This is a genomic window from Arthrobacter sp. ISL-28, assembly GCF_018613875.1.
Classification (GTDB): domain Bacteria; phylum Actinomycetota; class Actinomycetes; order Actinomycetales; family Micrococcaceae; genus Arthrobacter.
In genome coordinates this window covers 113,356-138,555 of record NZ_JAGGPJ010000017.1, presented here as the reverse complement: position 1 = coordinate 138,555, position 25,200 = coordinate 113,356, and the positions used below count along the sequence as shown (strand labels likewise).

Genomic DNA, 25,200 nt, shown 5'->3' with positions numbered 1-25,200 from the left:
GGGTGACTCAGGAAACTGGCGGCAGACGCCCGAACATTTACGATGTCGCCTCCGAGGCGGGGGTATCAAAGTCGCTGGTCTCGTTGGTCTTGCGCGGCGCCCATGGTGTTTCGCCCGCCCGCCGCGCCGCAGTGGAGGAGGCTATTAAGCGGCTGAACTACCGGCCCAACCGCGCTGCCGCAACCTTGGCCGGCAACAGGTCCCGCACCATCGGCGTAGTTCTGGACGATTACCGGAACCTCTGGTTCGTCGGGCTCCTGGCTGGCCTGCACGAGCAACTCGCACCGTTGGGATTCCGCGTTGCCGTCGCTGATCCCTTATTCAATGCCCACCTTGACCGGACGCCGGTGGACGGCCTGATGTCGCTGCGCGTGGACGGCATCGTCATCGCAACCGAGCCATCTGAAGAGATGTTCGCCGCTCTCGACGTTCCGGCGGTTGTCGCAGGCAACCGAGACATCCGTGTTCCGGGCGCCGACATTGTGACGAACGACGACATGGTGGGCGGCCGGCTGGCCACGGAGCACCTGATCGGTATGGGCCATAGGGATATTGGACATGTCACCGGCGGCGGAGGCGCTGCACGTCTACGCGCCGCGGCGTACGAAGCTTCCATGCTCGAGAATGGGCTGCGGCCGCACATCACGCGGGGCCAGGGATTCACAATGGAATCCGATGGGTACCAGGCAGCACTGAAGCTGTTGGATCAAAACCCCTCACTCACAGCCATTTTTGCGGCCAACGACACCATGGCGCTCGGGGCAGCGGGAGCGGCGCGCGACAGGGGCCTGCGCATCCCTGAGGACCTGTCCCTCATCGGTTACGACAATTCGCCCCTCGCCTCCGCCAACCTCTTGCGGCTCACCACTGTCGATGGCCGCAACGGGGAAGTCGGAGCCAAGGCTGCGCAGGCTCTGCTGGACCGGATGAAAGATCCTCACGTGCCGGTCAGGACCATGCTGGTGGAACCGGAGCTGGTCGTCAGGGCTTCTACGGCAGCTCCGGCCTGACGGGCGGATCCGCGTAGCCCCCTACACAAGGACATCGATCGTGTCTGTCGCCATCTTGGGGATCTGGCGGCGCAGTTGCATGGCGTCCAGGACCCGCTTTTGTGCCAGTCCGTAGGCCGCTTCGTGGGGTGTCAGGCCGGCACGGCTGCTTTCGTCAAGGACCGCGCTGGTGTTGGCCCGCAGTTTCGTGGAGATCATGGTGAAGATGTCCTCGGGTTCCACCACGAACGGGGAGTACCTGGCGGCCATGGAGTGAGCAGCCGCCACGATGCCGCCGGCGTTGGCGATGAAGTCGGGGACGACTGCAATGCCGCGCTCGTGAAGGATTCTGCGTGAGCTGGGGGACGTGGGGAGGTTTGCCCCTTCGATCACGAGTTTCACATTGGTTGATGCAGCGATGACGTCATTGACCGTGTCTTCCCGGGCAGCGGGGATCAGGATGTCGGCATCCACGGTCAGGGCGGCATCCGCCGGCAGAACCGAGCCGTAGTGGTGTACACAGTCATCTCCGGCTGCCGAACGAAAATTGACCAGTTTTCCGATGTCAAGACCGTCAGGGTCGTGAACCGCGCCGGCCGCCGTCGAGACTGCCACGATGGTGGCTCCCAGTTCCACAAGGCGCGTAGCCGCGGCCTGTCCTACCGCGCCGAATCCCTGGATGGAAACCCGCGATCCTTTGAGCGGGATATTCCGGCTTTGGGCTGCAGCTTCCGCGGCTTCGGCAACGCCGTAGCCTGTGACGCCCAGTTGGTCGTAGGGAAGGCCGCCGAGTGCCCGGGGAAGGCCAGTCGATGCTCCGCGGTCTCCGAGTTCATCGAGGAATATCGCCGCGTCCTCCTCGGCCAGACCCATGTCGAGCCCGAATACATACTCTGATGGGACTTCGTTTGAAAGGGCGCGGGCGAAGGCACGCAGTATCGCTTCCTTGTTCGGGTCATTGGGGTCCCCCAAAATACCTGCCTTGGCGCCGCCATGGAAAAGATCCACCGCCGCCCATTTCCAGGTCATTGTCCTCGCAAGCCGTGCTACTTCATGCACTGTCAGGCTGGGACTCATCCGGGTTCCGCCCTTCCCCGTTCCCCGTGCCGTGTTGTCCAGGACCAGGACGCCACGCATGCCCGTCCTTCTGTCCGAGACGGCAACGATCTTTTCGGGGCCCCAGTCATCCATCAGTCCAAAAACGCTCTCAGTCACAGTAGATCCGTCCCTCTCTCCAAGCATTAGCAATTACTAGCCAGCTTGCAGTGCGGGCCACTGCGGATGCCATAGCCCCAGTGCCACAGTTGCTGCAGGCGGCATAAGGACTTCTTGCTCTGCTCGACGGATGGCAGTTGCGGGGGTGGTCACCGGCGACTGAAGGGGAATTACGACGGCGGCGCTAACCGGGTGCCACTCCGGGAGTTTGCTGTGCCGCCGCCGCCGCCGCTGTTCTGAAGGCGGCCACGGCGCCTTCTACTGCCGGGTTCACGGCAGTAGGGGGATAGAGAGCCAGGACATGCCGGCGAACATGGAGGTCGGTGATGCGGGCGGTGGAGATGTCGTCCGACGGGACGTGGGCCAATGCGGGGATCACGGCGATCCCCAAGCCCGACCGGACGAAGCCTCTGATGACGTCATAGTCGTCACTGCGGAAGTGGATCTCAGGTTCGAACCCGGCTGCCGCGCAGGCGCGCCGAAGAGAGCGGGCACCGGGGGTCCGTTCTCCCGTGGAAACCCATGACTCGTCGTCGAGCCCGGCCAGGGATATCTCTTGCCCCTCCACGCGGTGGCCCCTTGGCAGGAGCAGCATCAGCTCCTCGCTCAGGAGCGCAGCGGACTTGAGGGCCCGGGGCCAGGGGTGGGGAACAAGGTCATAGTGGTAGACGAGTGCGAGATCCAGATCGCGGTCCAGGAGCAGGGGGACGAGCTTGTCGGGCTCGCCTTCGTCGAGTTCGATCTTGACGTTTTCGTGTGCTTGGACGAAGGCGGAAAGGGCGAGCGGAAGCAGCTTCTGGCTGGCGGTGGGGAAGCTGCCCAGGCGGACGCGGCCGGCGTGGCCTTCAGACATGGCGCGGACTTCGTCTTCGAAGGCGCCAAACGCCGTGAGCACGTCCTGCGCTTTCTCGGCCAGAAACCCTGCAGCGGGCGTGGCCCTGATCCCGTGGGCGTCCCTCTCGAACAGCGCCATCTTCACTGATCGCTCCAGGGCGGCCATTTGTTGCGAGACGGCGGAGCCGGTGTATCCGAGCCGGCGTGCGGCCTCTGCGAATGAGCCGGTCCTCAGAACAACGATGAGAGTCCTCAGGTGCAGGGGATTGAGCATACGGCCAGCTAACCCCATGGTTGTGCCAGCCGCAAAGATGTGGCCGTGAACGTCACACAGCGGCTTGGAATCGTGGTGTTTACATCCGGCACCTCAGCTGTGGTCGCTCTGATTTCGGGGGATTCCATGCGATGGCGCGGCTGCGGCGCACCTCTCTACGCCAGCGAAAGTTTTGCTTGCCCTAGGACCACGATCGGTCATTCTGGGAACCTTCCGCTGGCCTAACCGCTCCGGCATAGTCATGCAGATAAGTCGGGCAACTGTCGGCCGCAGCACCCGGCACCACCCAACAGCCCTGCCCTACGCATTCCTTGCGTCAACCCATAGGAGCACAGCCAGAATGCCGCCACATATGCAGCAAAAACCCCTGACGAAACCCATGGCCATACAGCTTGATTCCGTTGCCAAGAAATACGGCGACCACACCGTCCTGAACAACGTCTCGCTGTCCGTCCGGGAGGGTGAAGTCACCGCCATGATCGGGCCCAGTGGCGCAGGCAAGAGCACGCTGCTCCGGTGCATCAACCTGCTGGAACGCCCGGACACCGGGTGCATCACGGTGGAAGGCAGCCAGATTGATGCCGGCACCAACTTCACTGCGAAGGACCTGGCCGCACTGCGCAGGAACGTAGGGATGGTGTTCCAGTCATTCAACCTCTTCCCGCACCTGAACGTCCTGCGCAACGTCAGCATCGCCCAGGAGCGCGTTCTGGGGCGTCCGCGCAAGGAAGCGGACGCCCGCTCCATGAAGCTGCTGGAGCGTGTGGGGCTCGCGGACAAAGCGAAACAGTACCCGTCCCGCTGCTCCGGTGGACAGCAGCAGCGCATCGCGATCGCCCGGGCGCTGGCCCTGGACCCGAGGGTGATGCTCTTTGATGAGCCCACGTCTGCCCTTGACCCCGAAGTGGGACTCGAAGTCCTGGCCGTCATGAAGGAGCTGGCCGCGGAGGGCATGACCATGGTGGTGGTGACCCACGAAATGCAGTTCGCGCGGGATGTTTGCGACCATCTGGTGGTCATGGCGAACGGGTCAATCATCGAAGAAGGGGATCCTGAGCGGATCTTCACCAACCCCGTGCAGCCGCGCACGCGCGAGTTCCTCCGCGCCGTCCTGGAGCGCTGAGGCAGCATGGACATTTTCCTCATTATTCTCCAAGGCGTCCCGATGACCATCGGGCTGACGGTAGCCGCCCTGGGCATCGGCGCCCTCGGAGGAATCCCACTGGCCTTGGGCCGGCGTTCCAAAATCCCCGGGGTCAGCTTCATCGCCGTCTCCCTGATCGAAATCCTGCGCGGCATCCCGCCCATCGTCTGGCTGTTCATCATCTACTTCGGCCTCGGCACGGCGCTGCCCATGCTCGATCCGCTCACATCCGCGATCACTGGCCTCGGACTGATCTCCTGCGCCTACATGGCCGAAATTTACCGGGGCGGACTCTCCGCCATCACGCACGGGCAGTGGGAAGCGGGTGAAGCCCTGGGCATGGGCAGGCCGTCCGTTCTCACGGTCATCATCGGGCCCCAGGTCTTCCGGGTCTCCATTCCGGCCGCGGCAAGCTACGCCATCGGCCTGCTCAAAGATTCATCCGTGGCCTACACCATCGGCGTCTCCGAAATCGTGTACTTCGCCAACGACCAGTCCCGCCAAAGCTCAGACGCACTCGGACCGTTCTTCCTGGCAGCCCTGGTGTACGTCATCATGACCATCCCCTGCGCCTGGGCCACCCGGGCGCTGGACGCCCGACTGCGGCAGAAAGTAGCCCGATGAACATCCTCAACGACTGGCCTTCCTTCCTGCCCGGGCTGCTGGCCGGCCTGGGCGTCAGCGTCCAGGTGGCACTGCTAAGCCTGCTCATCGGTGTTCCCGGCGGGCTGCTGCTGGCCATCGGTGCCGGCAGCAAGAAGAAACTCGTGAGAACCCTCATCATCGGCATCGTTGAGATAGGGCGCGGCACCCCGGCCCTGGTGGTCCTTCAGATCTTCTACTTCGGCCTCCCCGCCAGTGGCCTCACCCTGTCCTCGATAGGGGCGAGTGTGGTTGCTTTGGCAGCCACCACGGCCGCATACACCAGCGAAATCCTGCGCGGCGGTCTGCAGTCCGTGCCGCAGGGTGAAGTGGAAGCAGCAGGCGCACTGGGCATGAGCCGGGGCGACACACTCCGGTTCATCGTCATTCCCCAGGGCTTTCGGGTTGCCATTCCGTCCCTCATCGGTTTCGCCATCCTGATCTTCCAGGCCACGTCCCTGGCTTACACGGTGGCGCTGCCGGAACTGCTCAGCCAGGCGTATTCCATCGGTTCCACCACCTTCAACTACCTCAGCGTGCTGGTTCTTGCCGGTCTGATGTACGCCGCCATTACCATTCCGGCTAGCTGGCTCACCTGCAGGGCGGAAAAACGCCTTGCCCGCCACCTCTAAGTTCCCCACCTCAAGGAGAGAAACCATGAAAATCCAGAAAGCCGCCGTCGTCACTGTACTGACCGTTGCCGCCGCCACCGCCCTGACCGGCTGCGGGGCCGCCGCCAGTGGCGCCCCGAGTGCGGACTGCAAGCCCGCCCACACTTTCCCCACTGTCGCACAGGGCAAGCTCTCGGTGGTCCTGTACGACCTTCCCCCTTTCTCCAAGCTCCAGGGAAGCAAGGTGACTGGTGTCGACGGCGACATCGTCAATGCCATCGCCGAGATGGAGTGCCTGACAGTGTCGGCGAAGTCGGTCGCGACCGCAGCGAACATCCCCACCGTGCAGGCAGGCCGCGCCGACGTCTCGATTGCAGCGTGGTACCGCACAGCCGCCCGGGCGGAGATCGTGGGCCTCACCGAACCGATCTACACGGACCAGATGGCCATCATCTCCAAGGACGGGCTTGACGACGCCGAGCAGCTCAAGGGCAAGACCGTGGGCACGGTAGACGGCTACCTGTGGGTGGACGACATGAAGAAGCTCCTCGGGGATTCCCTGAGGGTCTATCCGACCACGCTGAACATGAACCAGGACCTCGCTGCCGGCCGCATCGACATCGGCATCGACAGCTACGGCTCCGCACAGTTCAACAAGAAGGGCGACTTCAAGGTCGCGGTCATCAAGCCCCACGAAGCGATAGCGGCATCCAAGGAAGCGGCCCAGATAGCCATCCCCGTGCCGCAGAAGAACACTGAACTGCTCGCAGCGTTGAACGCTGATCTCAAAACACTGCGTGAAAACGGCAAGCTCGCGGAGATCCTGAAGGCCAACGGCCTGGACGCCTCAGCAGCAGAAACCGGCGAGGCGCGCCTGATCAAGTAAGGCGAGCGGCAACAGAAGAGGCGGTCCCCGCAGGGGGACCGCCTCTTCGTGCGTGTGCGAGCGGGCTATACGCCGCGGCCCGGGGTGAGGATTCCCTGCGGGTCGAAAGCCTTCTTGATCCGCAGGTGCGCCGCATGTGAGGCGGGATCCAGCTGCTTTGTCAGGGACCCGAATTTGAGCGACCCCACGCCGTGCTCGCCGCTGATGGTGCCGCCCAACCGCAGTGCCTGGTCGGTGATGAGGTCCAGTATCCGTTCCGCTTCCGCGTAGGCCTCGGCCGACTCATCCGTGATCACAACGGACGGGTGGAGGTTCCCGTCGCCGGCATGGGCAAACGTCGGTATGGCCACGTTCTCCTCCGCACTGATCCTCTCCAGCGCTTCAAACATGTCGCCCAGCCGGGCGATCGGCACGGCGACGTCGCAGGAGGCACGCAGACCCCTGGCGTCGAGTGCCTTGCCGGACACGCGGCGTGCTTCGAGGAGCACGTCGCCCTCCGCCTGCTCCACGTTGGTGGCGCCTGCCTCCTCGCAGAGCCGTGCAGCAAACTCAGCGTCTTGTTCTGACGTCAGTGAAATGAACTGCCCGACGAGAATGGCCGCCCCGTCGGTCGAGAGCCCGGTCGGGTGAAACTTTTCGACGATCTCCACACTGGCCCGGTCCATCAGTTCCATGACATCGGGAACCACAGGGCTGTTCATCATGCTGGTAACAGCACGTCCGGCGGCCGCGACGGTAGGGAACGTCGCGCGGAAAGTGACGGCAGTGCCGGCGGGACGGGGCTTGAGCCTGACGATGGCCGAGGTGACGATGCCCAGCGTTCCTTCCGAACCGACGAACAGGCTGGTGAGGTCGTACCCGACCACGTTCTTCCGGGTCTTGGACCCGGTGCGGATGATCTCGCCGTCGGCCAGTACAACTTCCAGACCCGCGACACTGTCGGTGGTCACGCCGTACTTCACACAACGGAGCCCGCCGGCGTTGGTGGCGATGTTCCCACCGATCGTTGACTGGCGGTAGCTGGCGGGGTCGGGGGCGTACATGAGCCCGTGTTCGGCTGCGGCAGCGTCGATGTCGGCCGTGATGACGCCCGCCTGGACCTCAGCGAGCCTATTACCGGGATCAATGCTGAGGATCTTGTCCATCTCGGCGAGAGATATGACAAGGCCCTGGGGATAGGCGACGGCCCCGCCGGCCAGCCCGGTTCCGGCGCCGCGGACTGACACGTGGACATTATTCCTTGCCGCCCAGCGGACTCCCGCCGCCACTTCCTCTGTGCTGCGTGCTGCGAGGACGGCCAGAGGCAGCCCCTCGGGTACTGCGCGAGAGGCGTCGGAACTGTAGTGCAGCAGCTGGTAGGGGTCGGTCAGGATCCTGCCCTCGAGCCCTTCCGTCAGCTCCTTGATTGTATTCACTTTGGTCTTTCCTTTGTCTGGTGGGTCTGCCCTTGCCCGCCGTCAAAGCAAAAAAGCGGTGGCCGCCCGGAGGCGGCCACCGCAGTGTTCTTCTCAGTCGGTTTCCGGGCCTGTGCAGTAATAGCAGTCGCCTGCGCAGTCCGACGGGTCACGGAACTGTTCCGGCCGGAAAGCCGGCTGGAGTTCTGTGCATGCGTTCAAGGCTGTTCCTTCCGCCGTTGCGCCTGCGGGGCGTTGGCTAGAGGAACTTCACGCCTTGGGCGAGCGGCAGTTCGCCGGAGTAGTTGATGGTGTTGGTGGCCTGGCGCATGTAGACCTTCCAGGAGTCGGAGCCGGATTCGCGTCCGCCGCCGGTTTCCTTTTCGCCGCCGAAGGCGCCGCCGATTTCGGCGCCTGAGGTGCCGATGTTGACGTTGGCGATGCCGCAGTCGGACCCGCTGGCCGAAAGGAACCGCTCGGCCTCGGTCTGGTCCTGGGTGAAGATCGCCGAGGACAGCCCCTGCGGAACGCTGTTGTGGATTTCGATGGCCTCCTCCAGGGTTTCATACGTCATGACGTACAGGATGGGGGCGAAGGTCTCGTCATGCACGACGGCGGTCTGCGCAGGCATGCGCACGACGGCAGGTTCGACGTAGTAGGCGCCGGGCTGGTCCTCGGCCAGCACACGGTTCCCGCCGTAAACGACCTCGCCGCCCTCAGCCACGGCCTGGATCAGGGCGTCCTGCTGGGCCTTGAAGCTGGTGGCGTTGATCAGCGGGCCCACCAGGGTTTCTTCCTGCGTGGGGCTGCCGATGTTCAGTGTGCGGTATGCCTCGACGATCCGGCTGACGAGCGTATCGGCGATTGACGAGTGCACGATGAGGCGGCGCAGCGAGGTGCAGCGCTGGCCGGCGGTGCCTGCGGCGGCGAAGACGATGCCGCGCAGCGCCAGATCCAGGTCTGCGGATGGGGCCACGATGGCGCCGTTGTTGCCGCCGAGTTCCAGCAGCACCCGGCCGAAGCGCTTGGCGACCACGGGAGAGATCTCCTGGCCCATGCGCACAGAGCCGGTGGCCGAGACCAAGGCGACACGCGGGTCTTCGACCAGTTTCTGCCCGCCGACGCGGTCCGTCAGGAGCAGGTGGTGGATACCCTCAGGCGCTCCGACGTCCTTGACCGCCCGGGCGAGGAGCGCGTCCACGGCGAGCGCCGAGAGCCGGGTGGCATCGGCGGGCTTCCACACCACGGTGTCTCCGGCAACAAGGGCCAGTGCGGTGTTCCAGGCATAGACAGCGACCGGGAAGTTAAAGGCGGAGATGATGCCGACCACGCCGAGCGGGTGCCAGGTCTCGGCCAGGCGGTGGCCCGGGCGCTCAGAGGGCATGGTCTTGCCGTACAGCTGGCGGGACTGGCCGACGGCGAGGTCTGCGATGTCGATCATTTCCTGGACTTCGCCCAGGGCTTCGGAGCGGATCTTGCCCACTTCGGCGGTGATGAGGGTGGCGATATCGTCTTTGTGCTCGGTCAGCAGCTCACCCCAGCGCTTGACCAACGCACCGCGGACCGGTGCCGGGACGTTGCGCCAGGTCTTGAAGGCTTCCGCGGCCTCGGTGATGGCTGCGTCGATTTCTTCGCCGCTGTGGACCTTGGTGTGGAGGATGACTTCGCCGGTGATGGGGGTCCGGGTTGCCCGGGTGCCGTCCAGCGATGCGGGATCCACGCCGATGGCCTGGAGGCTCTTGCGGACCTCTTCGGTGATTTCTGCAGTGGCAGGGATGGTGGACGTAAGAGTGGTCATGATTGCCTTTCTTGGGAGTCTTGGCGGTACGTGTGCGGTTGGTATTAGGAGGGGCGGTCTGTGATGGTGATACCGAGTTGCTGTGCGGCTGCATCTATCGAGGCGTTCTGCTGTGCCGTATACAGCTCGTTGGGGTCGAAGATCCTGGTGCCCAGAACTTCGGAGAGCCGGTCGATGTCATAGCGGGTGCCGAGCTGTTCGTCGTCGCGGGAACCGTCATCCGTGAGGTTTGACTGGAAGATCCCGGCTGCCGAACGCGGCAGGAAGTCTTCGTAGACGATGGGTTCGGGGACAAGGACCCCGGCGCCGACGAGCTCAGGCAGGGACGCGGCGCTCTGTCGGGGCGCCTGGCCCGGTCCGCTGACCCGGTACGTAAAGTAAGCGAGCCCCTTCAGGGCAAGTTCCTGCTCCGTCCTCGGAAGGTGCTTCCGCCACACCTGCTCGGCGATCTCGACGCGGGTGGTCCCGGCCGGTGCTGCCGCCAGCCGGCTGTCGACTTCGGCCACCATCCTGTCGTAGATGTCCCGCCCGCGTTCGGTCAGGGCGATGCCGCGCTGTTCGACTTCGCCGAAGCGGACCCGGAGGGATCCCGGACGGACTTCGCCGTCCGCCTGGCGGAAGCTGCGCTCCTCGGCGAGGGCGCGGAAGGACGTTTGCCGGAGCAGGACATCGGGTCCTTCCCAGTTCGGCGGGCCCTGGATCTCATCGATCATCGCGATGCCGCGGGCCTGCATCCGGGCGTAGAGGTCATCAATGTCGAGCACGCGCGGAGTGAGGTGGTTAATGTGTGTCGAGGGGACGCCGCCGATGTCGGCGGCGACTGCGGAAATCTTTTCAAGCTTGAAGTACCAGTCGTGCTCCACGGGTTCCTGGGACAGCTCGAAGGCGGCAGTCGCAAGATCCAGGAGGCGTGCTGCCTCCTCCTGCTCCAGTTCTTGATCGGCGCTGGCCTTATCCGCCAGCGAGAGCAGCTCTTCGCTGAACAGTGTTCGGGCGCCGATGAAGGCCTCGAGCTGCTTTTCGGTCTCCTCATCGAAGAATCGCCTGTCGTCATGTGCCAGCATCGAGGTGAATACCCTGAACGGGTTCCTGGCCAGCTCATCGGAATCGACTGGGCGGAAGGCCGTAGACACCACGGGAACCGAGCTTTTGGACGCGTCACGGAGGTCGTAGAAACCGACCGGATACATCCCGAAGGCTGCGAAGACGCGGGCCACCTGGGCCAGTTCCCGGGCTGATCCGACGCGGATGGCTCCATGCCGTTCGGCGGTGACGCGTTGGATGCTTCCCAGGCGTTCAGCGTCTTGGCCGTTTTTGCGGATGAAGTCCTCGTTGACCTCGCGGGAGACGTCCACGAGGGTGTTGTAGGCCGGAACCTCGTTGCCGTAAAGCGTGGCCAGGCGCAGGGCGAATTCGGCCCGGAGTTCCCAGAGCTGCAGCTTCGTCGTCGTTGGCATGGGCTTGTCCTTTCTGGTGCTGTCTTTTTGGGTGGCGATGGTGCAGATGGTCGTTTTGTTGAAGGGCTCAGATGATGTGGACTTCTCTAACCTGGGAGAGTTCACCGGCAAACCTTGCTGCACTGAACTGTTCCGGATCCATGAAGGATTCCCGGCCCAGATACATGTCCCGGATGAGTTCGCCCACGGCTGGCCCCTGCAGGAAGCCGTGGCCTGAGAATCCGGTGGCGTACATGAAACCTTCCACGGTGTCCGAAGAGCCGATCATTGCGTTGTGGTCCGGGGTGTTTTCGTACAGCCCTGCCCAACCGACATCCAGGTCCTGGTGGGCCAGGGACGGGGCGACGATCTCCGCGGCCCGGTTGAAGGCCGGCAGCCACTGGTAGTCGAACTCCCGGCAGAAACCCGGTTCCTGGTCCTGGTTGGAAATTCCCAGAAGCATCCCGTTGAGGTAGTTGTGGAAGTAGAGCGTCGTCGAGAGGTCAAGGGTGAACGGAACCGTCGGAAGCGGCTTGAGCCCCTGCGGGGTCATGCCGATCTGGCGGCGGACAGGTTCAATCGGCAGATGGACGCCGGCCATCGCCCCAAGTCTCGTCGACCAGGCACCAGCGGTACAGACAACCGTGGAAGTCCGGATCGACCCCCGGTTTGTGTGAACCGCGCGGATCGCACCGCCGGTGGCGTCGATGTCCAGGATTTCCGTGTCCTGGCAGATCGTCACCCCCAGTTGCCGGGCGGCTTCTGCGTAGGCCTGGACTACTTTGGAAGGCTCGGCGAAACCGTCTCGCGGAGAATACGATGCCGCCACCAGCGCACGCGGGTCCAGGAAAGGGTTGATCCGATGTGCTTCGTCCGGCGAGACCATCCGGCTCGAACCACCAAGGTGGTTCTGGATATGTGTGCTGTCTTCCACCTGCAGAAGCTCGGTTTCGTTCCGGCACAGGAAGAGGTAGCCAACCTGCCGGAGTCCGATGTCCGTCTTGAACTTCTCATTGAACCGCTCGTAGGCCTCCAGGCTGCGTTGCCCGAGCCTGATATTGCCGGGATCGGAGAACGTGGCGCGGACGCCGCCCAGGGGCTTGGCTGAAGATCCAGAGCCCAGCACATTCCGCTCGACCAAGACGATGTTCTTTACGCCGGCCTCGGCCAGATGGTAGGCAATGCTCGTTCCCATGATTCCGCCGCCCAGAATGACGACATCGCCCGCCACCGGTAGGGCGTGGTCGGGTGATTTGACCAACGGAACAACATTGTCCACGTGTTTTATCTGCATTGTGATCCCTCCAACAAAGTCCTCTTGGAACAACCTTCGGCTAAATCCTTCGTTTAGGTCAATCGATGAGATTTCAACAGTTTGTATAGAATGTCTATATGAAGTGGACGTTCGAGCAGCTGAGGACCTTCAAGGTAGTAGCGGAACTGGGCACAATGACGTCGGCGGCTGAGGCGCTCGGCTTCACTCCGGGTGCTGTCTCGCAGCAAATGGCAGCGCTGCAGGCCGGTCTTCCACGACCGATCTTCGCCCGTGACGGCCGCCGGGTTACGCTCACCGACGCTGGAGTGACGCTGCTTCAGCACGCCGGAATCCTCCTGGAGGACGAACGAAAGGCGGCAGCCGCCCTCAGCGGGCCCCAGTCGGAGCAAAGAACGGTGGTTTCCCTCGGGGTCTTCGGCTCTGCTGCCGTCTCGGCGATGCAGCCGGCCATAGAGTACCTGCGCAAAACCACCCCGCACGTGGCCATCCAAGCGGTGGAGGTGGACGTTGAAATGATGCCCCAAGCGATTCTTAACCATCAGATAGACATAGCCCTGGGACTGAGCTATGACGACGCACCTCAACCTCCGTTGCGCGGTGTCGTCACCGAACTGCTGCACCGCGAGCCCTTCCTGATGGTGCTTCCCCCTGCGACCGGGGAAATGGTCGGTGACAAGGACGCCTTGGTGGACTACGCAAACGCTACGGACTGGGTTCTCCCGCCCATTGAGACGTACTTCGGCAGGGCGTGCCGCTTCGCCTGCGCGCAGGCAGGGATTGAGCCCAATGTCCGGCACACTGTGACAGACACCGCCGTCTCCATCGCACTGGCGGAATCTGGTGTGGGCATCACGCTCGCCACACCACTCATGATGGGTCTGCGGCCCACAAACAGCCCCGTAGCGACGCTTCCGGGCAACTCATACCGCAGCATCGTCGCCATCGCGCGCTCCTCGGCGCTTGAAAAGGAAAGCGTCAGTGCTGTGAGGGACGCGTTGATCCAGGCATTCTCGCCGCTCGGGCATCCACGATAGACGGTCTTGCTGTCACGCATCGGGAGCAGACTGTCGTGCCGGTGTTTCCGCTGCTCGAGGACGTTTTCGGCCTGCCGTCGGACACACGGAACGCTGCTCAAAACGGGAGCAGGCGGGTCTTGACCCGGAGTCGACAGCAGAGGATCCTCATTTATGCCTCCGCTGGCAGCACTGGCCGCCAAGGCCCCGGCGTCGGCAGCAGCCTTCAACCACGACCCGAGGAGACCCCGATGGCTAACCGTAGATTCGAAGAACTGCTGGCACACCAGGTCGGCAACGAGTTCGCCGCTTCGCAGCAATATATCGCCGTTGCAGCCTGGTTTGATAGGCAGGACCTGCCCCAGCTGGCCAGGCACTTCTACCGGCAGTCACTGGAAGAACGAAACCACGCCATGATGATGGTCCGATACATTCTGGACCGCGGACTCACCGTCACCATCCCGGGGGTGGAGCCCGTCCGCAACGACTTCAGCAAGGTTGAGGAACCGCTTGAACTCGCCCTCGCCCAAGAACAGGAAGTCACAGAGAACATCAAGGAACTCTTCGCGGCCGCAAGGGCGGAAAATGACGCCTTGGGAGAACAGTTCATGCTCTGGTTCCTTAAGGAGCAAGTGGAGGAAGTGGCGTCGATGACCACGCTGCTGAACATTGCCCGCCGCGCGGACAACCTCTTCGACATCGAAAACTTCCTCGCCCGCGAACGGGTCGGCGCCCACGGACATGGCGGCGCCCACGGACATGGCGGCCATCACGGACATGGCGGACACCACGGCGGCGGCCATGGTGGCGGAGGCCACGACTCCGGCACTCCGGACGCCGCGGGGGGATCTCTCTAGCTCACCGCTGAAGCAGGGCTGAGCGAATGCCAGGAGCGGTCGTGATACACCAGCGGGCGGGCGGGCTCGGCATCCTGGCCCTCAGCGGCGGGGATGTTGACCTGCAGCACCTGCACGGCGACCACAGTGGAGTCCCCGGCACTCATTTCGTTGACAATTGTCCCGCGCATCCAGGCATTGGCCCTGGATAAAACGGGCTCGCCCGTGATCAGGCGATGCCACGTGGTGGTGCCGCCGAAGCGGTCGATGCCGCCTGTCGCGAAGGTCTTGGCAACGTCAATCTGGTCTGCGCCCAGCAGGTGGACGACAACGGACCCGGCTTCCCGGATTGCAGACGCGGAGGATGACTGAGCGGAGAGGGAGAAGACCAGTAGCGGCGGGTTCACCGAGACGGAGAAGACCGAACTGGCGGTCAGGCCTACCGGGCCAGTGGGCCCTTGCGCGGTAATGATGGCGACGCCGGCAGGATGGTTGCGGAAAGCCGCCTTAAAGTCCTCAGTGCTGGGCGTCTCCGCAAACCGGTTTTTGGCTGTGCGGGTCATGCGGCGAGCTGCGAGAGTGTGCTGGATTGCCATGCAGGGGTCCTTGGTGGTTGGGCGGACGAGAGGACCACGTCCTTGCATTGACAGATTGCAATGAAGGCACACCCTCGGTATGAGGAGGGGTGTTTCCACGGTGTCGCTTTCGAACTATGATCTCAGGATGACAGATTTTTAGGTTAGGCTACCCTTTCTTCTGCCGTAGACTGTAGCAGGGTTTTTGAAGTGGACGAACAACCGCGTAACGCCATCGACTGGGCAAAATCACTTCATGCGGATGACGTGGAGGAGAGCAATGTCTAAGACGGAGTTCAGCCCTGCTCCGGCAATGAACCCCGTCCGCGCTCCTCTTGAAGATGTCAAAGCCGCCCTTAAGGACGTTGTCGACCCCGAACTTGGCGTCAATGTCGTCGACCTGGGGCTCCTCTACGGTCTTGAGTATGGGCAGGACAACGCACTGTTGATCAAAATGACCTTGACATCAGCGGCGTGTGCGTTGACCGAGGTGATTGCAGCCCAAGTAGCCAAGGTCTTGAACGGCGTTGTTGACGATTGGCGTTTGAATTGGGTATGGATGCCTCCGTGGGGTCCGGATCGGATCACTGAAGACGGCCGCGACCAGATGCGTGCCTTGCGCTTCAAAACCTAAGATCCTTGGCTGCGCCGCGCGGCTGCGAACAAGGCTCAGCGCCTAGACCCACCTACTTGTGCGCCCAGCCATGCGGTGCATGTGGCCACGGCGGGCAGCCGGGAGCACAATAGTCTCCATCCTGCTTTTGGAGTTGGTGATACTTGATGACTGCCGCAATCGTCGTTGGATGCTCTCTTCTCTTGTTTCTCGGACTCCTCGTAGTGATCGTTTGGGGAAACAGGCGCATTCGGGTGCCGGTTGATGAGGCCTCATCCCGGGATCAACGGGAGGGGTCCGTTCAGTACACCGATCAGCGCGAGGCCCGCACGGAGGCTAAGTTGCGCGCGCTCCGCCGGTACTTCTGGTGGGCTAACGTCGTCACCTTTTCGGCGCTGGTTTCAGCAGTGCTTGCCGCATGGCCGGGAGGGCGGCTGATCATGCGCATTCTGGCGCACACATCGCCGGATTCCGCCCAGGGCCGGCTCACTGAAGCTCAAGCCAACATCGGCTTCCCTACATTGGAGGGGTCGATGGCGCTACTGTTTTTCGGAGGGCTTCCGGCTGGCTATTTTGCCGCGTTGCTGTACGTTGTCCTGCGGCGCTGGCTTCCGACTGGCCGCCTCGCAGGCCCGTTGCTCGGCGCTGTCCTTCTCTTATGGTTTGGCGCGCTGTTGGATCCCTTGCGCGCTGACAATATCGATTTCAGCATCGTCGAACCCGGCTGGCTTGCGGTCGCGCTCTTTGGCGGCCTCGCGGTCCTGCATGGCGCGGTGGTCGCTGCGGCGGCAGGCTGGTGGAGCGGACGGGTTCCCCTGTGGCGCGACGAATCGTTCAGGTACTACACACCGCTGCTTATCGGCGCTGTAGTCTTTCCTCCCGCCGGCGTGGCCGTCGGCATAGGTGCACTGCTGCTGCTCATTTGGATGAGCACGTTTCCGCTTTCCTTTCTGCGCGCAGCGCATTCGTGGCGAATTCCGGCATGGGTTGGGACAGCAGTCGTAGTCCTGGCCTCCGCCGCGGCACTGCCTGTTTTCGTGACCGCGGTGATTTCCATCACCTCGCGCACCAGTTGACTCGCGCACCTCAGCCGGCGTCGATCGCCGGGAGGAATTGGCGGTTCCTGATCCGTGATGCGCCGAAATCGATCGCCAACGGTGCAATCTCCCACGCTCCGCCGCCCCTGGTTTTCGGGCGGCCCACCGCGATATGGGGCTTCCAGCGGGGATACCTGAACCCCAGCGCGCGTGAACTGAGAATAAAGTCGTCCACATTGTCCACGAGCAGCCCGTCCAGCAGTTCGCGCAGCGCCTGGACCAGGAACACCTGAAAGTCCCTGACCTGCTGGGGCACCTCAACTTCGAGTCCGTACACACTGCCGCCGCCCAGTACGACAAGCCTTTCGGCCTGTCCTGAAAACCCTCCAAGAATCGGTAGCTCCGGCAACCAGGCAACTGTCCGTTGGATGGCGTCGGCCGTGCTGGTGTTGCCTTTGGTCCATTCGGCGATGTCCCGGGAAAAGTCCTCCAGGACGCCGATGTGCAGCAGCGTCATATGCAGTCCCTGCCGCTTGCGCAGACCGTGGACGTAGCTGCCCAGTTCCTCATAGTCGGAGGGTGTGGACCCAATCTTGAGTACCGGCACCTCCACGGTGATGCGCGGAATCGTCTGCACCCGGACCCCCTCATCTACGCGCTAAGGTTGGCTCTCGATGTAATTATCCTCCCCGTTGCCCCTGCCACCAGGAGCGAGGACGATGATTGCATGGGCAGAAACAGCGTCCAACCTCATCTTCGGAAATCTTCAGGGGCAAGGTGTTCACTGTGAATGCAGATGGCCGGAAGCGAATCTGGGTGATTGTGGCGGCGGCGGTCGCCGTCGTTGTGATCGCTGTTGGACTCGCCCTGTTCAAGCCATGGCTCCTGTTTGTCGACGTCCGTGTGGATGAGCAGATCCCCACCGTGGCCGCATCCCCCTTTCCAGCGCCACCCTCGCCGGCTGCAACGGGCACACCTGTGCCATCCGCTGCCCCCAAGAGCCCGACGGCGTCTGCCGGGCCGGTTCAGATCGGCTCGGGTTCCTTGATCAGCCACGAACACGCAACAACCGGAACCGTTCGGATCATCCAGAAGCCGGACGGCTCCCGGATACTGACCTTGGAGAACCTCGACACGTCGAACGGGCCCGATGTGCATGTTTGGCTGAGTGCAGCAGACGTGGTGGAAGGACGGGCCGGCTGGTACACGGCAGGTTCTGCCGAGCATCATGACCTTGGCCTGATCAAAGGAAATCAGGGCAACCAGGTCTACGAAATCCCCAAGAGCGTCGACCTGTCCAAGTACAAGTCCGTTGATCTATGGTGCGTTCAGTTCAGCGTGTCATTCGGAGCGGCACGGCTGGCCGCCTGACAGGTCGCATAAGAAGCACACCCAGGCCCGTCGGCAGGTTTCTCGGCCGCGGTTCCACTTGGCCTCTCAAGGGCCAGCTGTCAAACTTCCGCCTTGCAGGCCTCGATTCGCTCCTGCTGCCTGCACACGCCGTCCTTTCATGCTTATCCTGAGAGGCGCGCCCCCCAGTTCTTTTGCTGGCTCACTGGGACGCCTGAGGGAACCACGGGGGCCTGGCCATCAGTGAGCAGCCAACCGTAAGAAGGAGAACACGCAGTGTCGTCGGGTAAGGACAACCGGACCGTTCCGACCGAACCGGACCATGCCCGGTCAGCCAGCCGGAAGGAGCGCTGGCAGGGCCGCTGGGCGACTGTGCTGGCCGTGCTCCAGCGCCTGCTGTACGCCGCCGTCACCGTGGCAGTGGGCTGGGCAGTCTATTATTTCCTGCTCGCCCGGCTGGCGCGCGGGCCTGAACAGGTCTGGGTGTTCTTGCCCGTGTGGCTGATTCTCGCCTATGCGCTGCTGCCGCGCGTGCACAAGATCCTCAGCAGCCTGTACATTCCGGACTACTTCATCGGCCGCACCCGGACAGGTGACGGCGTGCTCGGCGACCCGGTGAACGTGGCAGTGATCGGTCCGGCGGATGAGTTGCGGCAGGCGATGACTACCGCGGGGTGGGTCGAGGCTGATCCGCTCACTCCCGCCACTGCCTGGCGAACGCTCGAATCCACGGTCCTTGGGCGAAGCTATCCGGCAGCACCTGTCAGTTGGCTCTACGTTTTTGGGAACAGGCAGGACATGGCATTTCAACGTGAGATCGACGGGAACCCCCGCAAAAGGCATCACGTGCGGTTTTGGAAGTGCCCGGACGGCTGGATGTTGCCCGGCGGCATAGCGGTGGACTGGGTAGGTGCGGGAACGTATGACCGAAGCGTGGGCCTGTCCCTGTTCACCTTCCAGATCACTCACAAAATCGCTGACCACACCGACGAAGAGCGCGATTTCATCATTGAGACGCTTCGTGCTGCCAATGCGGGTGGAATCAGTGCATGTCATCAGGAACTTCTCTACCGGCTACCACCACCGCAACGGTGGTGGCGACTCTATCCGCACCGACGGCCACCTTCCGATCATCGATCTGAATTCTGTCGACCAGCATCGGACCCGGTCCGGCTGACGCCGGCGGCCCTACTGGATACAAAGGAGGCGCAGCCCTCTCCCGCTGGGTTTCCGCGCGGCATTGACACTGAAGGACCGAAGCCTACGATGGTGCCCATCAGCGCCCCTTGAAAGGAGAAGGGTCACGCCGGTCGCTGATCTTGACCAGGTAGATGACCTGGGAATCTGTGGAGTGGAACCGGCATTGGAGCGACTGGGTTTGCCCGCCTCACAGCAAGAATCACGTCGCCGCGCACTGGCAGTCCAAGCTGCCCGGAACCTGATAACGAAGGAGAACCATCATGCTAAAGGATCGTGAGGTCATCGCTGTCCTTCCCGCGAAGGACATTTCCAGGGCCAAGAATTTCTATCGGGATGTCCTCGGCCTGGAACCCTCGGAAACCTTGGACGAAGAGAATCTGCTCTACCGCTGCGGGAACGGAACGGCTTTCTTGCTCTATCTGACCGACAACGCGGGAACAGCGAAGAACACACAATTGAGCTGGGCGACCGATAATCTCGAGGGCGAGGTTGAGGACCTGCGAAGCCGTGGTGTTGTCTTTGAGGACTATGACTTCCCGGGACTGAAGACCGAGAACGGCATCGCGACGAGCAGCGCCGGAAAGGCCGCCTGGTTCCTGGACACTGAGGGGAATATTCTCAGCCTCTTCCAGCAGCCATAGCTCTGTGCGACCGGCGTAGCTGCCTGGCCGTGCACAATGGACGGGTGACTACCCTTCCCCCGGACCTCGCCGGCACCCTTGGCCCCTTTGACTTGCGAGCCATCGGTGCCGGCCTGGTCTTCGCGGATTCACTGGGGCAGCTGGCCGACGCCCTGCGCGCCGGAGGCCCCGCCGGAACTGCGGTGGTGCAGGCGCCGCCGGGCACGGGAAAAACCACGCTGGTTCCGCCGCTGCTTGCCAACCTCGCGGCCGGCGGCAGCGTGCAGGAGCGACGGCGGGCGGGCGCCCTGGCGCCGCGCATCGTGGTGACCCAGCCGCGTCGGGTTGCCGCCCGAGCGGCGGCGCGGCGCCTGGCCGCACTGGACAACAGCCGGCTGGGGGACCGGGTGGGCTACACGGTCCGCGGGGAACGCCAGGCGGGCACCGGAGCCCTGATCGAGTTCGTTACCCCGGGAATCCTGTTGCGCCGCCTGCTGGCGGACCCGGGACTTGAGGGCACAGACGCCGTGATCCTCGACGAGGTCCACGAGCGCGGACTCGAAACCGACCTCCTGCTCGGCATGCTTACCGAAGTCCGCCTGCTCCGCGGCGACCTCATGCTCGTGGCCATGTCCGCGACGCTGGACGCTCCGCGGTTCGCCGCCTTGATCGGATCGGCCACAGCAGGGGAGGAGTCGGCCGGGGATCACGACGGCGGCGGGCCGGCTCCCGTGGTCGACTGTCCCTCCGCGCTGTACCCCCTGACGGTGGACTGGGCACCCGCGGGCGTGCCGCGGCTGGACAGCCGGGGCGTGACGCGGGCCCTCCTGGACCATGTGGCCGTGGTGGCCGCGGCGTCGCATGCGGCGGCACTTGCGGCAGACCCGGGCACAGACGCCCTCGTGTTCCTGCCCGGTGCAGGGGAAGTGTCACAGGTAGCTGCCCGCCTGCGTGGCACGGTCTCTGCCGAGGTCCTTGAGCTTCACGGCCAGGCCAGCCCGTCAGAGCAGGACCGCGCCATTTCGGGACGGGAACCCGGCGGCCCCCCGCGGATCATCGTTTCCACGGCGCTCGCGGAATCCTCCCTGACCGTTCCCGGAGTCCGGCTGGTCATCGATGCGGGACTGGCCCGGGAGCCGCGGCGTGATACCAGCCGCGGCATGTCGGGCCTGGTGACGGTGTCCTGCTCCCGCGCGTCGGCCGAGCAGCGGGCCGGGCGGGCGGCCCGCCAGGGGCCAGGGCGTGTGGTCCGCTGCTATGACCAGAAGACCTTCGGTGCCGCACCGGCCCACCGGACACCGGAGATCGCGGCGGCAGACCTGACGGGCGCCGCCCTCATTCTCGCCTGCTGGGGATCGCCCGGCGGCCGGGGGCTGGCCCTGCCGGACGACCCGCCCCGGGCTGCGATGGATGAGGCCGTTGAAGTGCTGCGGGAACTTGGCGCAACAGGCCCCGACGGCCACGCCACGGACCTGGGCAAGACCCTCGCCCGGATCCCCGCCGACCCGCGGCTGGCCCGCGCCCTTCTGGATGGCGCCGCCGCTGTCGGTCACCGCACCGCCGCTGAGACGGTCGCCGTCGTATCCGGGGACCAGCGCGCCCCCGGCGCTGATCTGCCGCGGCTTCTGGCGACACTACGCACCAGCAGGGAGCCCGCCGCCCGGCGCTGGGCCGAGGACGTCCGGCGAATGGAGGCGATCGCCCGCCAGGAAGGCGCCGGTACTGAAGAGTCAGGTACCGGGACGCCAGAACGTTCCTGGCCCGCCGCTCCGGCAAGCGCCGCGGAAGCCGCCGGTTTCGTCGTCGCCCTCGCATTCCCGGACCGGGTGGCGCGCCGCGTCCCCGGCGCGGGGCCGGAGCGCTACCTGCTGACCTCCGGCACACGGGCGGGCCTGCCGGCTGGCAGCACCCTTTCCGGGCATGAGTGGCTCGCGGTAGCCGAGGTGTCGCGCGCCGAAGGGCGCGACGCGGCGGGGACCGGCGCCGTCATCCGTTCCGCCGCGCCGCTCACGGCTGATGCGGCGGAAGCTGCCGCCCGGCACCTCCTTGGCGAAACGGTGGAGGCGCAGTTCGGCCAAGGAAAGGTCTCTGCCCGGCAGGAACGCCGGCTGGGAGCGATCATGCTTTCTTCGACTCCGGTGCGGCCCTCCGCGGAAGAGGGTCGCACCGCCGTGGCTCGTGCCCTCGAGCAGGAGGGGCTTGGCATCATTGGATGGTCGACGGCGGCCGGCACCTTGCGCCGCCGGCTCGCCCTGCTGCACCGCGAACTGGGGGATCCGTGGCCGGACGTTTCCGACCAGGCGCTGCTGGCGGGGCTCGACACGTGGCTCGCGCCGGAGCTCGAGGCCCTGGCCGGCGGAGCACCGACGCACAGGATTGACCTGACCGAACCGCTGCGGCGGCTGCTTCCCTGGCCCGATGCTGCGCGGCTTGGCGAACTGGCGCCGGAGTCGCTCACGGTACCGAGCGGTTCCAGGGTGCGGATCGACTACCCGGACGTCGGGGACGGCGGCGGCCGGCCCGTGGTGGCGGTCAAGCTGCAGGAATGCTTCGGCTGGGCTGAGACGCCCCGGTTGGTGGACGGGCGGGTGCCGGTGCTGTTCCATCTGCTCTCACCGGCCAGGCGGCCGCTGGCGGTGACCGATGATCTAAGGTCCTTCTGGTCCGGCCCCTATGCGCAGGTCCGGTCGGAAATGCGGGGCCGCTATCCCAAGCATCCCTGGCCAGAAGACCCGTGGACGGCTCCCGCGACGGCAAGGGTCAAGAGCAGGAGCTGACGGCGGACTAACCCGCCGGAAGCGGGATTCGTGGAAGCATCAGGTGACTGCACCGGCATGGCGGTGCCTGGATAGATTACCGATACATACCGGAAACGTTGAGTCGTTGCAGCGAAACATTGCGCAGCTACGCTAGGGCGTACTCAGACACCGTGGTCTCAGTGACGCATGAAAGGACACAACCATGCTGCTTTGGAGTAACCTGACCCTCCTTCTCGATTCCCGCCCCAATGATGATGACTCCGAATTCGACGGCGGCAAGGCCGTCACCGACTTTCCCAGCGGCCAGCTGTCATCCGCTGCCTGGGAAGGGTGGTGGCACGACGAAGCCTAGGGGTGTCCGCGTCGGGTCACTTGCTGCGGCCTCCGGTTTCGCAGCGACACCGTTCTCCCTATTGCTGTTCGGCCGCCTCAGGGTGTCGAATCGTCTTACACAGGCCGCGCCACCATGCCGCGGAGCTGACGACTAGAACGCCAGGAGATGGTCATGTCGCTGAAAGGCACAAATGGCCGGGGCAAGGGCCCCGGCCGTGGTAGTTCTGATCTTCGGCGGGCTGATGCATCCGCCGGAGCGCCGGCCGATGCGCCGGAGAAGGTCCGCAACGTTGCACTCGTGGGCCACTCGGGCGCTGGAAAGACCCTGCTGCTCGACGCCCTGCTGGCCGCAACCGGCGTCATATCACGCAAGGGCTCGATCGAGGACGGGACTACCGTCAGCGACGCGGAGCCCTCCGAAATCCACCAGCAGCGCTCAGTGGTGTTGTCGGTGGCCCCGCTGGTGTTCGACGGTATCAAGGTGAATCTGCTCGACACTCCGGGCTATGGGGATTTCACCGGCGAACTGCGGGCAGGTCTGCGGGCGGCGGATGCAGCGATCTTCGTGGTGTCCGCCCTGGACGACATTGATGCCTCCACCACAGCGCTGTGGGCCGAGTGCGACCAGGTCGGAGTGCCCCGGGCGGTGGTTATCAGCCGGCTCGACCATCCGCGGGCGAACTTCGAGGCGACGGTCGCTGCCTGCCAGCGAGCCTTCGGCGATTCCGTGTTGCCGGCTTATCTTCCGGTGAGAACAGGGACCAACATCACCGGCTTGCTCGGGCTGCTCTCCCGGACCGTTTCGGACTACAGTGACGGAGACCCCACCCCGGAGGTGCGGGACGCCAACGCCGAGGAGCTGGCGGCATCGGAGACGGCTCGCGGAGCGCTTATCGAGGGGATCATCTCGGAGAGCGAAGATGAAACGCTGATGGACCGCTACCTCGGCGGCGAGGAGATCGACGTCGACATCCTGGTAGATGACTTGGAAACCGCGGTGGCCCGCGGTTCTTTCTTTCCTCTCCTCGCCACGTCGGCGGAAACGGGGCTGGGCCTGACGGAGCTGCTGGAAATGCTGACGCGCGCATTCCCGTCGCCGGCTGAGCGCGAGCTGCCTGCCGTGACGGACCTGGCCGGTAATCCTGCCGGCCGGTTGACATGCGATCCTGCGGGGCCGCTGGTGGGTGAGGTGGTGCGCACCACTATCGACCCGTTCCTGGGACGGGTCTGCCTGGTGCGCATCTTTTCCGGCACGCTGCGGGAGGATTCGGCCGTGCATGTCGGCGGCCGCGGGCTGGCGGAACGAGGCCATGAGGACCATGACAGCGATGAACGCCTCACGCATCTTTATTCACCGGTCGGGGCCAGCCTGAAGCCAGTGCCGTATTGCGTCGCCGGCGACATCTGCGCCATCGCCAAGCTGGCGAATGCAGAGACCGGTGACACTATTTCGGCCAAGGAGAACCCGCTGCTGGTGGAGTCGTGGGACATGCCAGAGCCGCTGATGCCCCTCGCCGTTGAGGCAGCATCGCGCAGTGACGAAGACGCCCTCGCCAAGAGCCTGGGAAAAGTGGCGGCAGGCGATCCGACGCTGAGGGTGGAACGCAACTCCGAAACCCACCAGCTGATTCTCTGGTGCATGGGGGAGGCCCACGGCGAGGTGGTGCTGGACCGGCTGCGGGACCAGGGCGTGAAGCTGCAGACTGTCCCGGTCGTGACGCCCCTGCGGGAAACCTTCGCCGCACCCGCTGCCGGCCACGGACGCCATGTCAAGCAATCCGGCGGTCACGGACAGTATGCGATCTGTGACATTGAAGTCGAGCCCCTTGAACGCGGCGCAGGGTTCGAGTTTGTCGATAAAACCGTGGGCGGTGTGGTTCCAGGGCACTATATCCCGTCCGTGGAGAAGGGCGTCCGCGCCCAGATGCAGAAAGGCGTGTCAGCCGGGTTCCCCGTAGTTGATATCCGTGTGACCCTCGTCGGCGGCAAAGCGCACAGCGTCGACTCCTCGGACGCCGCGTTCCAGTCCGCCGGTGCGCTGGCCCTGCGAGAGGCGGCTGCAGCTGGCCGGATCCAGCTGCTCGAGCCCGTCTCGTCGGTGACCATCAGCACGCCGGATGAGTTCGTCGGCCCGGTCATGAGTGATCTATCTTCCCGCCGCGGACGGCTGACGGGTACGACGTCGGCAGGCGGGGACCGCACGGAAGTCACCGCGGAGGTGCCGGACGGCGAGCTCCTGCGCTACGCCGTTCAGTTGCGTGCGCTCACCGCGGGGACGGGCCGCTTCCGGCGCAGCTACCTGCGGCACGAGCCGGTGCCTGCGAGCGCGACGTCGGCTGCCGCCAATGCGTGAGTCCGGCCCTTA

23 protein-coding genes are annotated in these 25,200 nt (G+C 64.4%); 15 read left to right on the top strand and 8 right to left on the bottom strand.

Going from position 1 to position 25,200, the window contains the following annotated elements; all coding sequences use genetic code 11:
* Positions 1 to 2: 2 nt before the first annotated feature.
* Entirely contained in the window at positions 3 to 1,010 is a 1,008-nt protein-coding gene (locus J7E80_RS14285) for a LacI family DNA-binding transcriptional regulator (RefSeq protein ID WP_215052629.1), read from the top strand.
* 21 nt (positions 1,011 to 1,031) lie between these two features.
* Here J7E80_RS14285 and J7E80_RS14280 read toward each other — a convergent pair whose 3' ends face one another.
* The gene (locus J7E80_RS14280; protein WP_311380841.1) at positions 1,032 to 2,204 is read right to left on the bottom strand and encodes a Glu/Leu/Phe/Val dehydrogenase dimerization domain-containing protein; all 1,173 of its coding nucleotides are present in this window, start codon (positions 2,202 to 2,204) and stop codon (positions 1,032 to 1,034) included.
* Between the two features lie 184 nt (positions 2,205 to 2,388).
* Positions 2,389 to 3,312: a LysR family transcriptional regulator gene (locus tag J7E80_RS14275; protein WP_215052625.1), complete on the bottom strand. Its 924-nt coding sequence runs from the start codon at positions 3,310 to 3,312 to the stop codon at positions 2,389 to 2,391.
* 352 nt (positions 3,313 to 3,664) lie between these two features.
* Here J7E80_RS14275 and J7E80_RS14270 point away from each other — a divergent pair, with 352 nt between their 5' ends.
* Genes J7E80_RS14270 through J7E80_RS14255 form a run of 4 tightly spaced genes read left to right on the top strand, consistent with a single transcriptional unit; the run spans position 3,665 to position 6,595 of the window.
* On the top strand, positions 3,665 to 4,435 hold the full coding sequence (locus J7E80_RS14270; RefSeq protein WP_251036875.1) for an amino acid ABC transporter ATP-binding protein: 771 nt from the start codon (positions 3,665 to 3,667) through the stop codon (positions 4,433 to 4,435).
* 6 nt (positions 4,436 to 4,441) lie between these two features.
* The gene (locus J7E80_RS14265) at positions 4,442 to 5,080 is read left to right on the top strand and encodes an amino acid ABC transporter permease (protein WP_215052623.1); all 639 of its coding nucleotides are present in this window, start codon (positions 4,442 to 4,444) and stop codon (positions 5,078 to 5,080) included.
* Complete coding sequence (locus J7E80_RS14260; protein WP_215052621.1) at positions 5,077 to 5,730, top strand: amino acid ABC transporter permease; 654 nt, start codon at positions 5,077 to 5,079, stop codon at positions 5,728 to 5,730. The genes J7E80_RS14265 and J7E80_RS14260 overlap by 4 nt, the downstream gene beginning before the upstream one ends.
* 25 nt (positions 5,731 to 5,755) lie before the next feature.
* Positions 5,756 to 6,595, top strand: a complete 840-nt coding sequence (locus J7E80_RS14255) for an ABC transporter substrate-binding protein (RefSeq protein WP_215052619.1) — start codon at positions 5,756 to 5,758, stop codon at positions 6,593 to 6,595.
* Between the two features lie 65 nt (positions 6,596 to 6,660).
* Here the strand turns inward: J7E80_RS14255 and J7E80_RS14250 are convergent, their stop codons facing one another.
* The 4 genes from J7E80_RS14250 to J7E80_RS14235 all read right to left on the bottom strand — a co-directional run bounded on the left by J7E80_RS14250 (position 6,661) and on the right by J7E80_RS14235 (position 12,517).
* Complete coding sequence (locus tag J7E80_RS14250) at positions 6,661 to 8,010, bottom strand: FAD-binding oxidoreductase (protein WP_215052617.1); 1,350 nt, start codon at positions 8,008 to 8,010, stop codon at positions 6,661 to 6,663.
* Positions 8,011 to 8,248: 238 nt separating this feature from the next.
* On the bottom strand, positions 8,249 to 9,787 hold the full coding sequence (locus tag J7E80_RS14245; protein WP_215052615.1) for an aldehyde dehydrogenase family protein: 1,539 nt from the start codon (positions 9,785 to 9,787) through the stop codon (positions 8,249 to 8,251).
* A gap of 44 nt (positions 9,788 to 9,831) precedes the next feature.
* Positions 9,832 to 11,244 (bottom strand): VOC family protein, encoded by a 1,413-nt coding sequence (locus J7E80_RS14240; RefSeq protein ID WP_215052614.1) that lies wholly within the window; start codon positions 11,242 to 11,244, stop codon positions 9,832 to 9,834.
* Positions 11,245 to 11,311: 67 nt separating this feature from the next.
* Positions 11,312 to 12,517, bottom strand: coding sequence for an FAD-binding oxidoreductase (locus J7E80_RS14235; protein WP_215052611.1), 1,206 nt, complete (start codon positions 12,515 to 12,517; stop codon positions 11,312 to 11,314).
* A 98-nt stretch (positions 12,518 to 12,615) separates the two neighbouring features.
* On the opposite strand from J7E80_RS14235, the gene J7E80_RS14230 reads away from it, so the two are divergent.
* Together J7E80_RS14230 and J7E80_RS14225 are read left to right on the top strand one after the other, a co-directional pair.
* Complete coding sequence (locus J7E80_RS14230; RefSeq protein ID WP_215052609.1) at positions 12,616 to 13,533, top strand: LysR family transcriptional regulator; 918 nt, start codon at positions 12,616 to 12,618, stop codon at positions 13,531 to 13,533.
* A gap of 230 nt (positions 13,534 to 13,763) precedes the next feature.
* The gene (locus tag J7E80_RS14225; protein ID WP_215052607.1) at positions 13,764 to 14,369 is read left to right on the top strand and encodes a ferritin; all 606 of its coding nucleotides are present in this window, start codon (positions 13,764 to 13,766) and stop codon (positions 14,367 to 14,369) included.
* Here J7E80_RS14225 and J7E80_RS14220 read toward each other — a convergent pair.
* The gene (locus tag J7E80_RS14220) at positions 14,366 to 14,944 is read right to left on the bottom strand and encodes a flavin reductase family protein (RefSeq protein ID WP_251036874.1); all 579 of its coding nucleotides are present in this window, start codon (positions 14,942 to 14,944) and stop codon (positions 14,366 to 14,368) included. The genes J7E80_RS14225 and J7E80_RS14220 overlap by 4 nt on opposite strands.
* Before the next feature lie 292 nt (positions 14,945 to 15,236).
* On the opposite strand from J7E80_RS14220, the gene J7E80_RS14215 reads away from it, so the two are divergent.
* Positions 15,237 to 15,557, top strand: coding sequence for a metal-sulfur cluster assembly factor (locus J7E80_RS14215; RefSeq protein ID WP_215052675.1), 321 nt, complete (start codon positions 15,237 to 15,239; stop codon positions 15,555 to 15,557).
* Between the two features lie 233 nt (positions 15,558 to 15,790).
* Entirely contained in the window at positions 15,791 to 16,612 is an 822-nt protein-coding gene (locus J7E80_RS14210) for a hypothetical protein (RefSeq protein ID WP_215052605.1), read from the top strand.
* Positions 16,613 to 16,622: 10 nt separating this feature from the next.
* Here the strand turns inward: J7E80_RS14210 and J7E80_RS14205 are convergent, their stop codons facing one another.
* Positions 16,623 to 17,210 (bottom strand): hypothetical protein, encoded by a 588-nt coding sequence (locus J7E80_RS14205; protein WP_215052603.1) that lies wholly within the window; start codon positions 17,208 to 17,210, stop codon positions 16,623 to 16,625.
* Positions 17,211 to 17,359: 149 nt separating this feature from the next.
* Here J7E80_RS14205 and J7E80_RS24430 point away from each other — a divergent pair, with 149 nt between their 5' ends.
* The 6 genes from J7E80_RS24430 (at position 17,360) to J7E80_RS14175 (ending at position 25,188) form a co-directional block, all read left to right on the top strand.
* The gene (locus J7E80_RS24430; RefSeq protein WP_215052601.1) at positions 17,360 to 17,944 is read left to right on the top strand and encodes a DM13 domain-containing protein; all 585 of its coding nucleotides are present in this window, start codon (positions 17,360 to 17,362) and stop codon (positions 17,942 to 17,944) included.
* Positions 17,945 to 18,304: 360 nt separating this feature from the next.
* Positions 18,305 to 19,213: an LssY C-terminal domain-containing protein gene (locus J7E80_RS14195; RefSeq protein ID WP_311380840.1), complete on the top strand. Its 909-nt coding sequence runs from the start codon at positions 18,305 to 18,307 to the stop codon at positions 19,211 to 19,213.
* 170 nt (positions 19,214 to 19,383) lie between these two features.
* Positions 19,384 to 19,764: a VOC family protein gene (locus J7E80_RS14190; protein WP_215052599.1), complete on the top strand. Its 381-nt coding sequence runs from the start codon at positions 19,384 to 19,386 to the stop codon at positions 19,762 to 19,764.
* A gap of 44 nt (positions 19,765 to 19,808) precedes the next feature.
* On the top strand, positions 19,809 to 22,520 hold the full coding sequence (gene hrpB / locus J7E80_RS14185; protein WP_215052597.1) for an ATP-dependent helicase HrpB: 2,712 nt from the start codon (positions 19,809 to 19,811) through the stop codon (positions 22,518 to 22,520).
* A gap of 184 nt (positions 22,521 to 22,704) precedes the next feature.
* Positions 22,705 to 22,854 carry a hypothetical protein gene (locus J7E80_RS14180; protein WP_215052595.1) on the top strand — a complete coding sequence of 50 codons (150 nt, stop codon included), beginning with the start codon at positions 22,705 to 22,707 and terminating at the stop codon, positions 22,852 to 22,854.
* A gap of 153 nt (positions 22,855 to 23,007) precedes the next feature.
* On the top strand, positions 23,008 to 25,188 hold the full coding sequence (locus tag J7E80_RS14175; protein WP_215052593.1) for an elongation factor G-like protein EF-G2: 2,181 nt from the start codon (positions 23,008 to 23,010) through the stop codon (positions 25,186 to 25,188).
* Positions 25,189 to 25,200: the final 12 nt, after the last annotated feature.

Bases quoted from the DNA above. Each gene is read 5' to 3' on its own strand.
- J7E80_RS14275 (WP_215052625.1), bottom strand. From the start codon at position 3,312: ATGCTCAATCCCCTGCACCTGAGGACTCTCATCGTTGTTCTGAGGACC.
- J7E80_RS14180 (WP_215052595.1), top strand. From the start codon at position 22,705: ATGCTGCTTTGGAGTAACCTGACCCTCCTTCTCGATTCCCGCCCCAAT.
- J7E80_RS14190 (WP_215052599.1), top strand. From the start codon at position 19,384: ATGCTAAAGGATCGTGAGGTCATCGCTGTCCTTCCCGCGAAGGACATT.
- J7E80_RS14230 (WP_215052609.1), top strand. From the start codon at position 12,616: ATGAAGTGGACGTTCGAGCAGCTGAGGACCTTCAAGGTAGTAGCGGAA.
- J7E80_RS14245 (WP_215052615.1), bottom strand. From the start codon at position 9,787: ATGACCACTCTTACGTCCACCATCCCTGCCACTGCAGAAATCACCGAA.
- J7E80_RS14255 (WP_215052619.1), top strand. From the start codon at position 5,756: ATGAAAATCCAGAAAGCCGCCGTCGTCACTGTACTGACCGTTGCCGCC.
- J7E80_RS14240 (WP_215052614.1), bottom strand. From the start codon at position 11,244: ATGCCAACGACGACGAAGCTGCAGCTCTGGGAACTCCGGGCCGAATTC.
- J7E80_RS14220 (WP_251036874.1), bottom strand. From the start codon at position 14,944: ATGGCAATCCAGCACACTCTCGCAGCTCGCCGCATGACCCGCACAGCC.
- J7E80_RS14215 (WP_215052675.1), top strand. From the start codon at position 15,237: ATGAACCCCGTCCGCGCTCCTCTTGAAGATGTCAAAGCCGCCCTTAAG.
- J7E80_RS14265 (WP_215052623.1), top strand. From the start codon at position 4,442: ATGGACATTTTCCTCATTATTCTCCAAGGCGTCCCGATGACCATCGGG.
- J7E80_RS14260 (WP_215052621.1), top strand. From the start codon at position 5,077: ATGAACATCCTCAACGACTGGCCTTCCTTCCTGCCCGGGCTGCTGGCC.
- J7E80_RS14225 (WP_215052607.1), top strand. From the start codon at position 13,764: ATGGCTAACCGTAGATTCGAAGAACTGCTGGCACACCAGGTCGGCAAC.
- J7E80_RS14270 (WP_251036875.1), top strand. From the start codon at position 3,665: ATGCAGCAAAAACCCCTGACGAAACCCATGGCCATACAGCTTGATTCC.
- J7E80_RS14175 (WP_215052593.1), top strand. From the start codon at position 23,008: ATGTCGCTGAAAGGCACAAATGGCCGGGGCAAGGGCCCCGGCCGTGGT.
- J7E80_RS14235 (WP_215052611.1), bottom strand. From the start codon at position 12,517: ATGCAGATAAAACACGTGGACAATGTTGTTCCGTTGGTCAAATCACCC.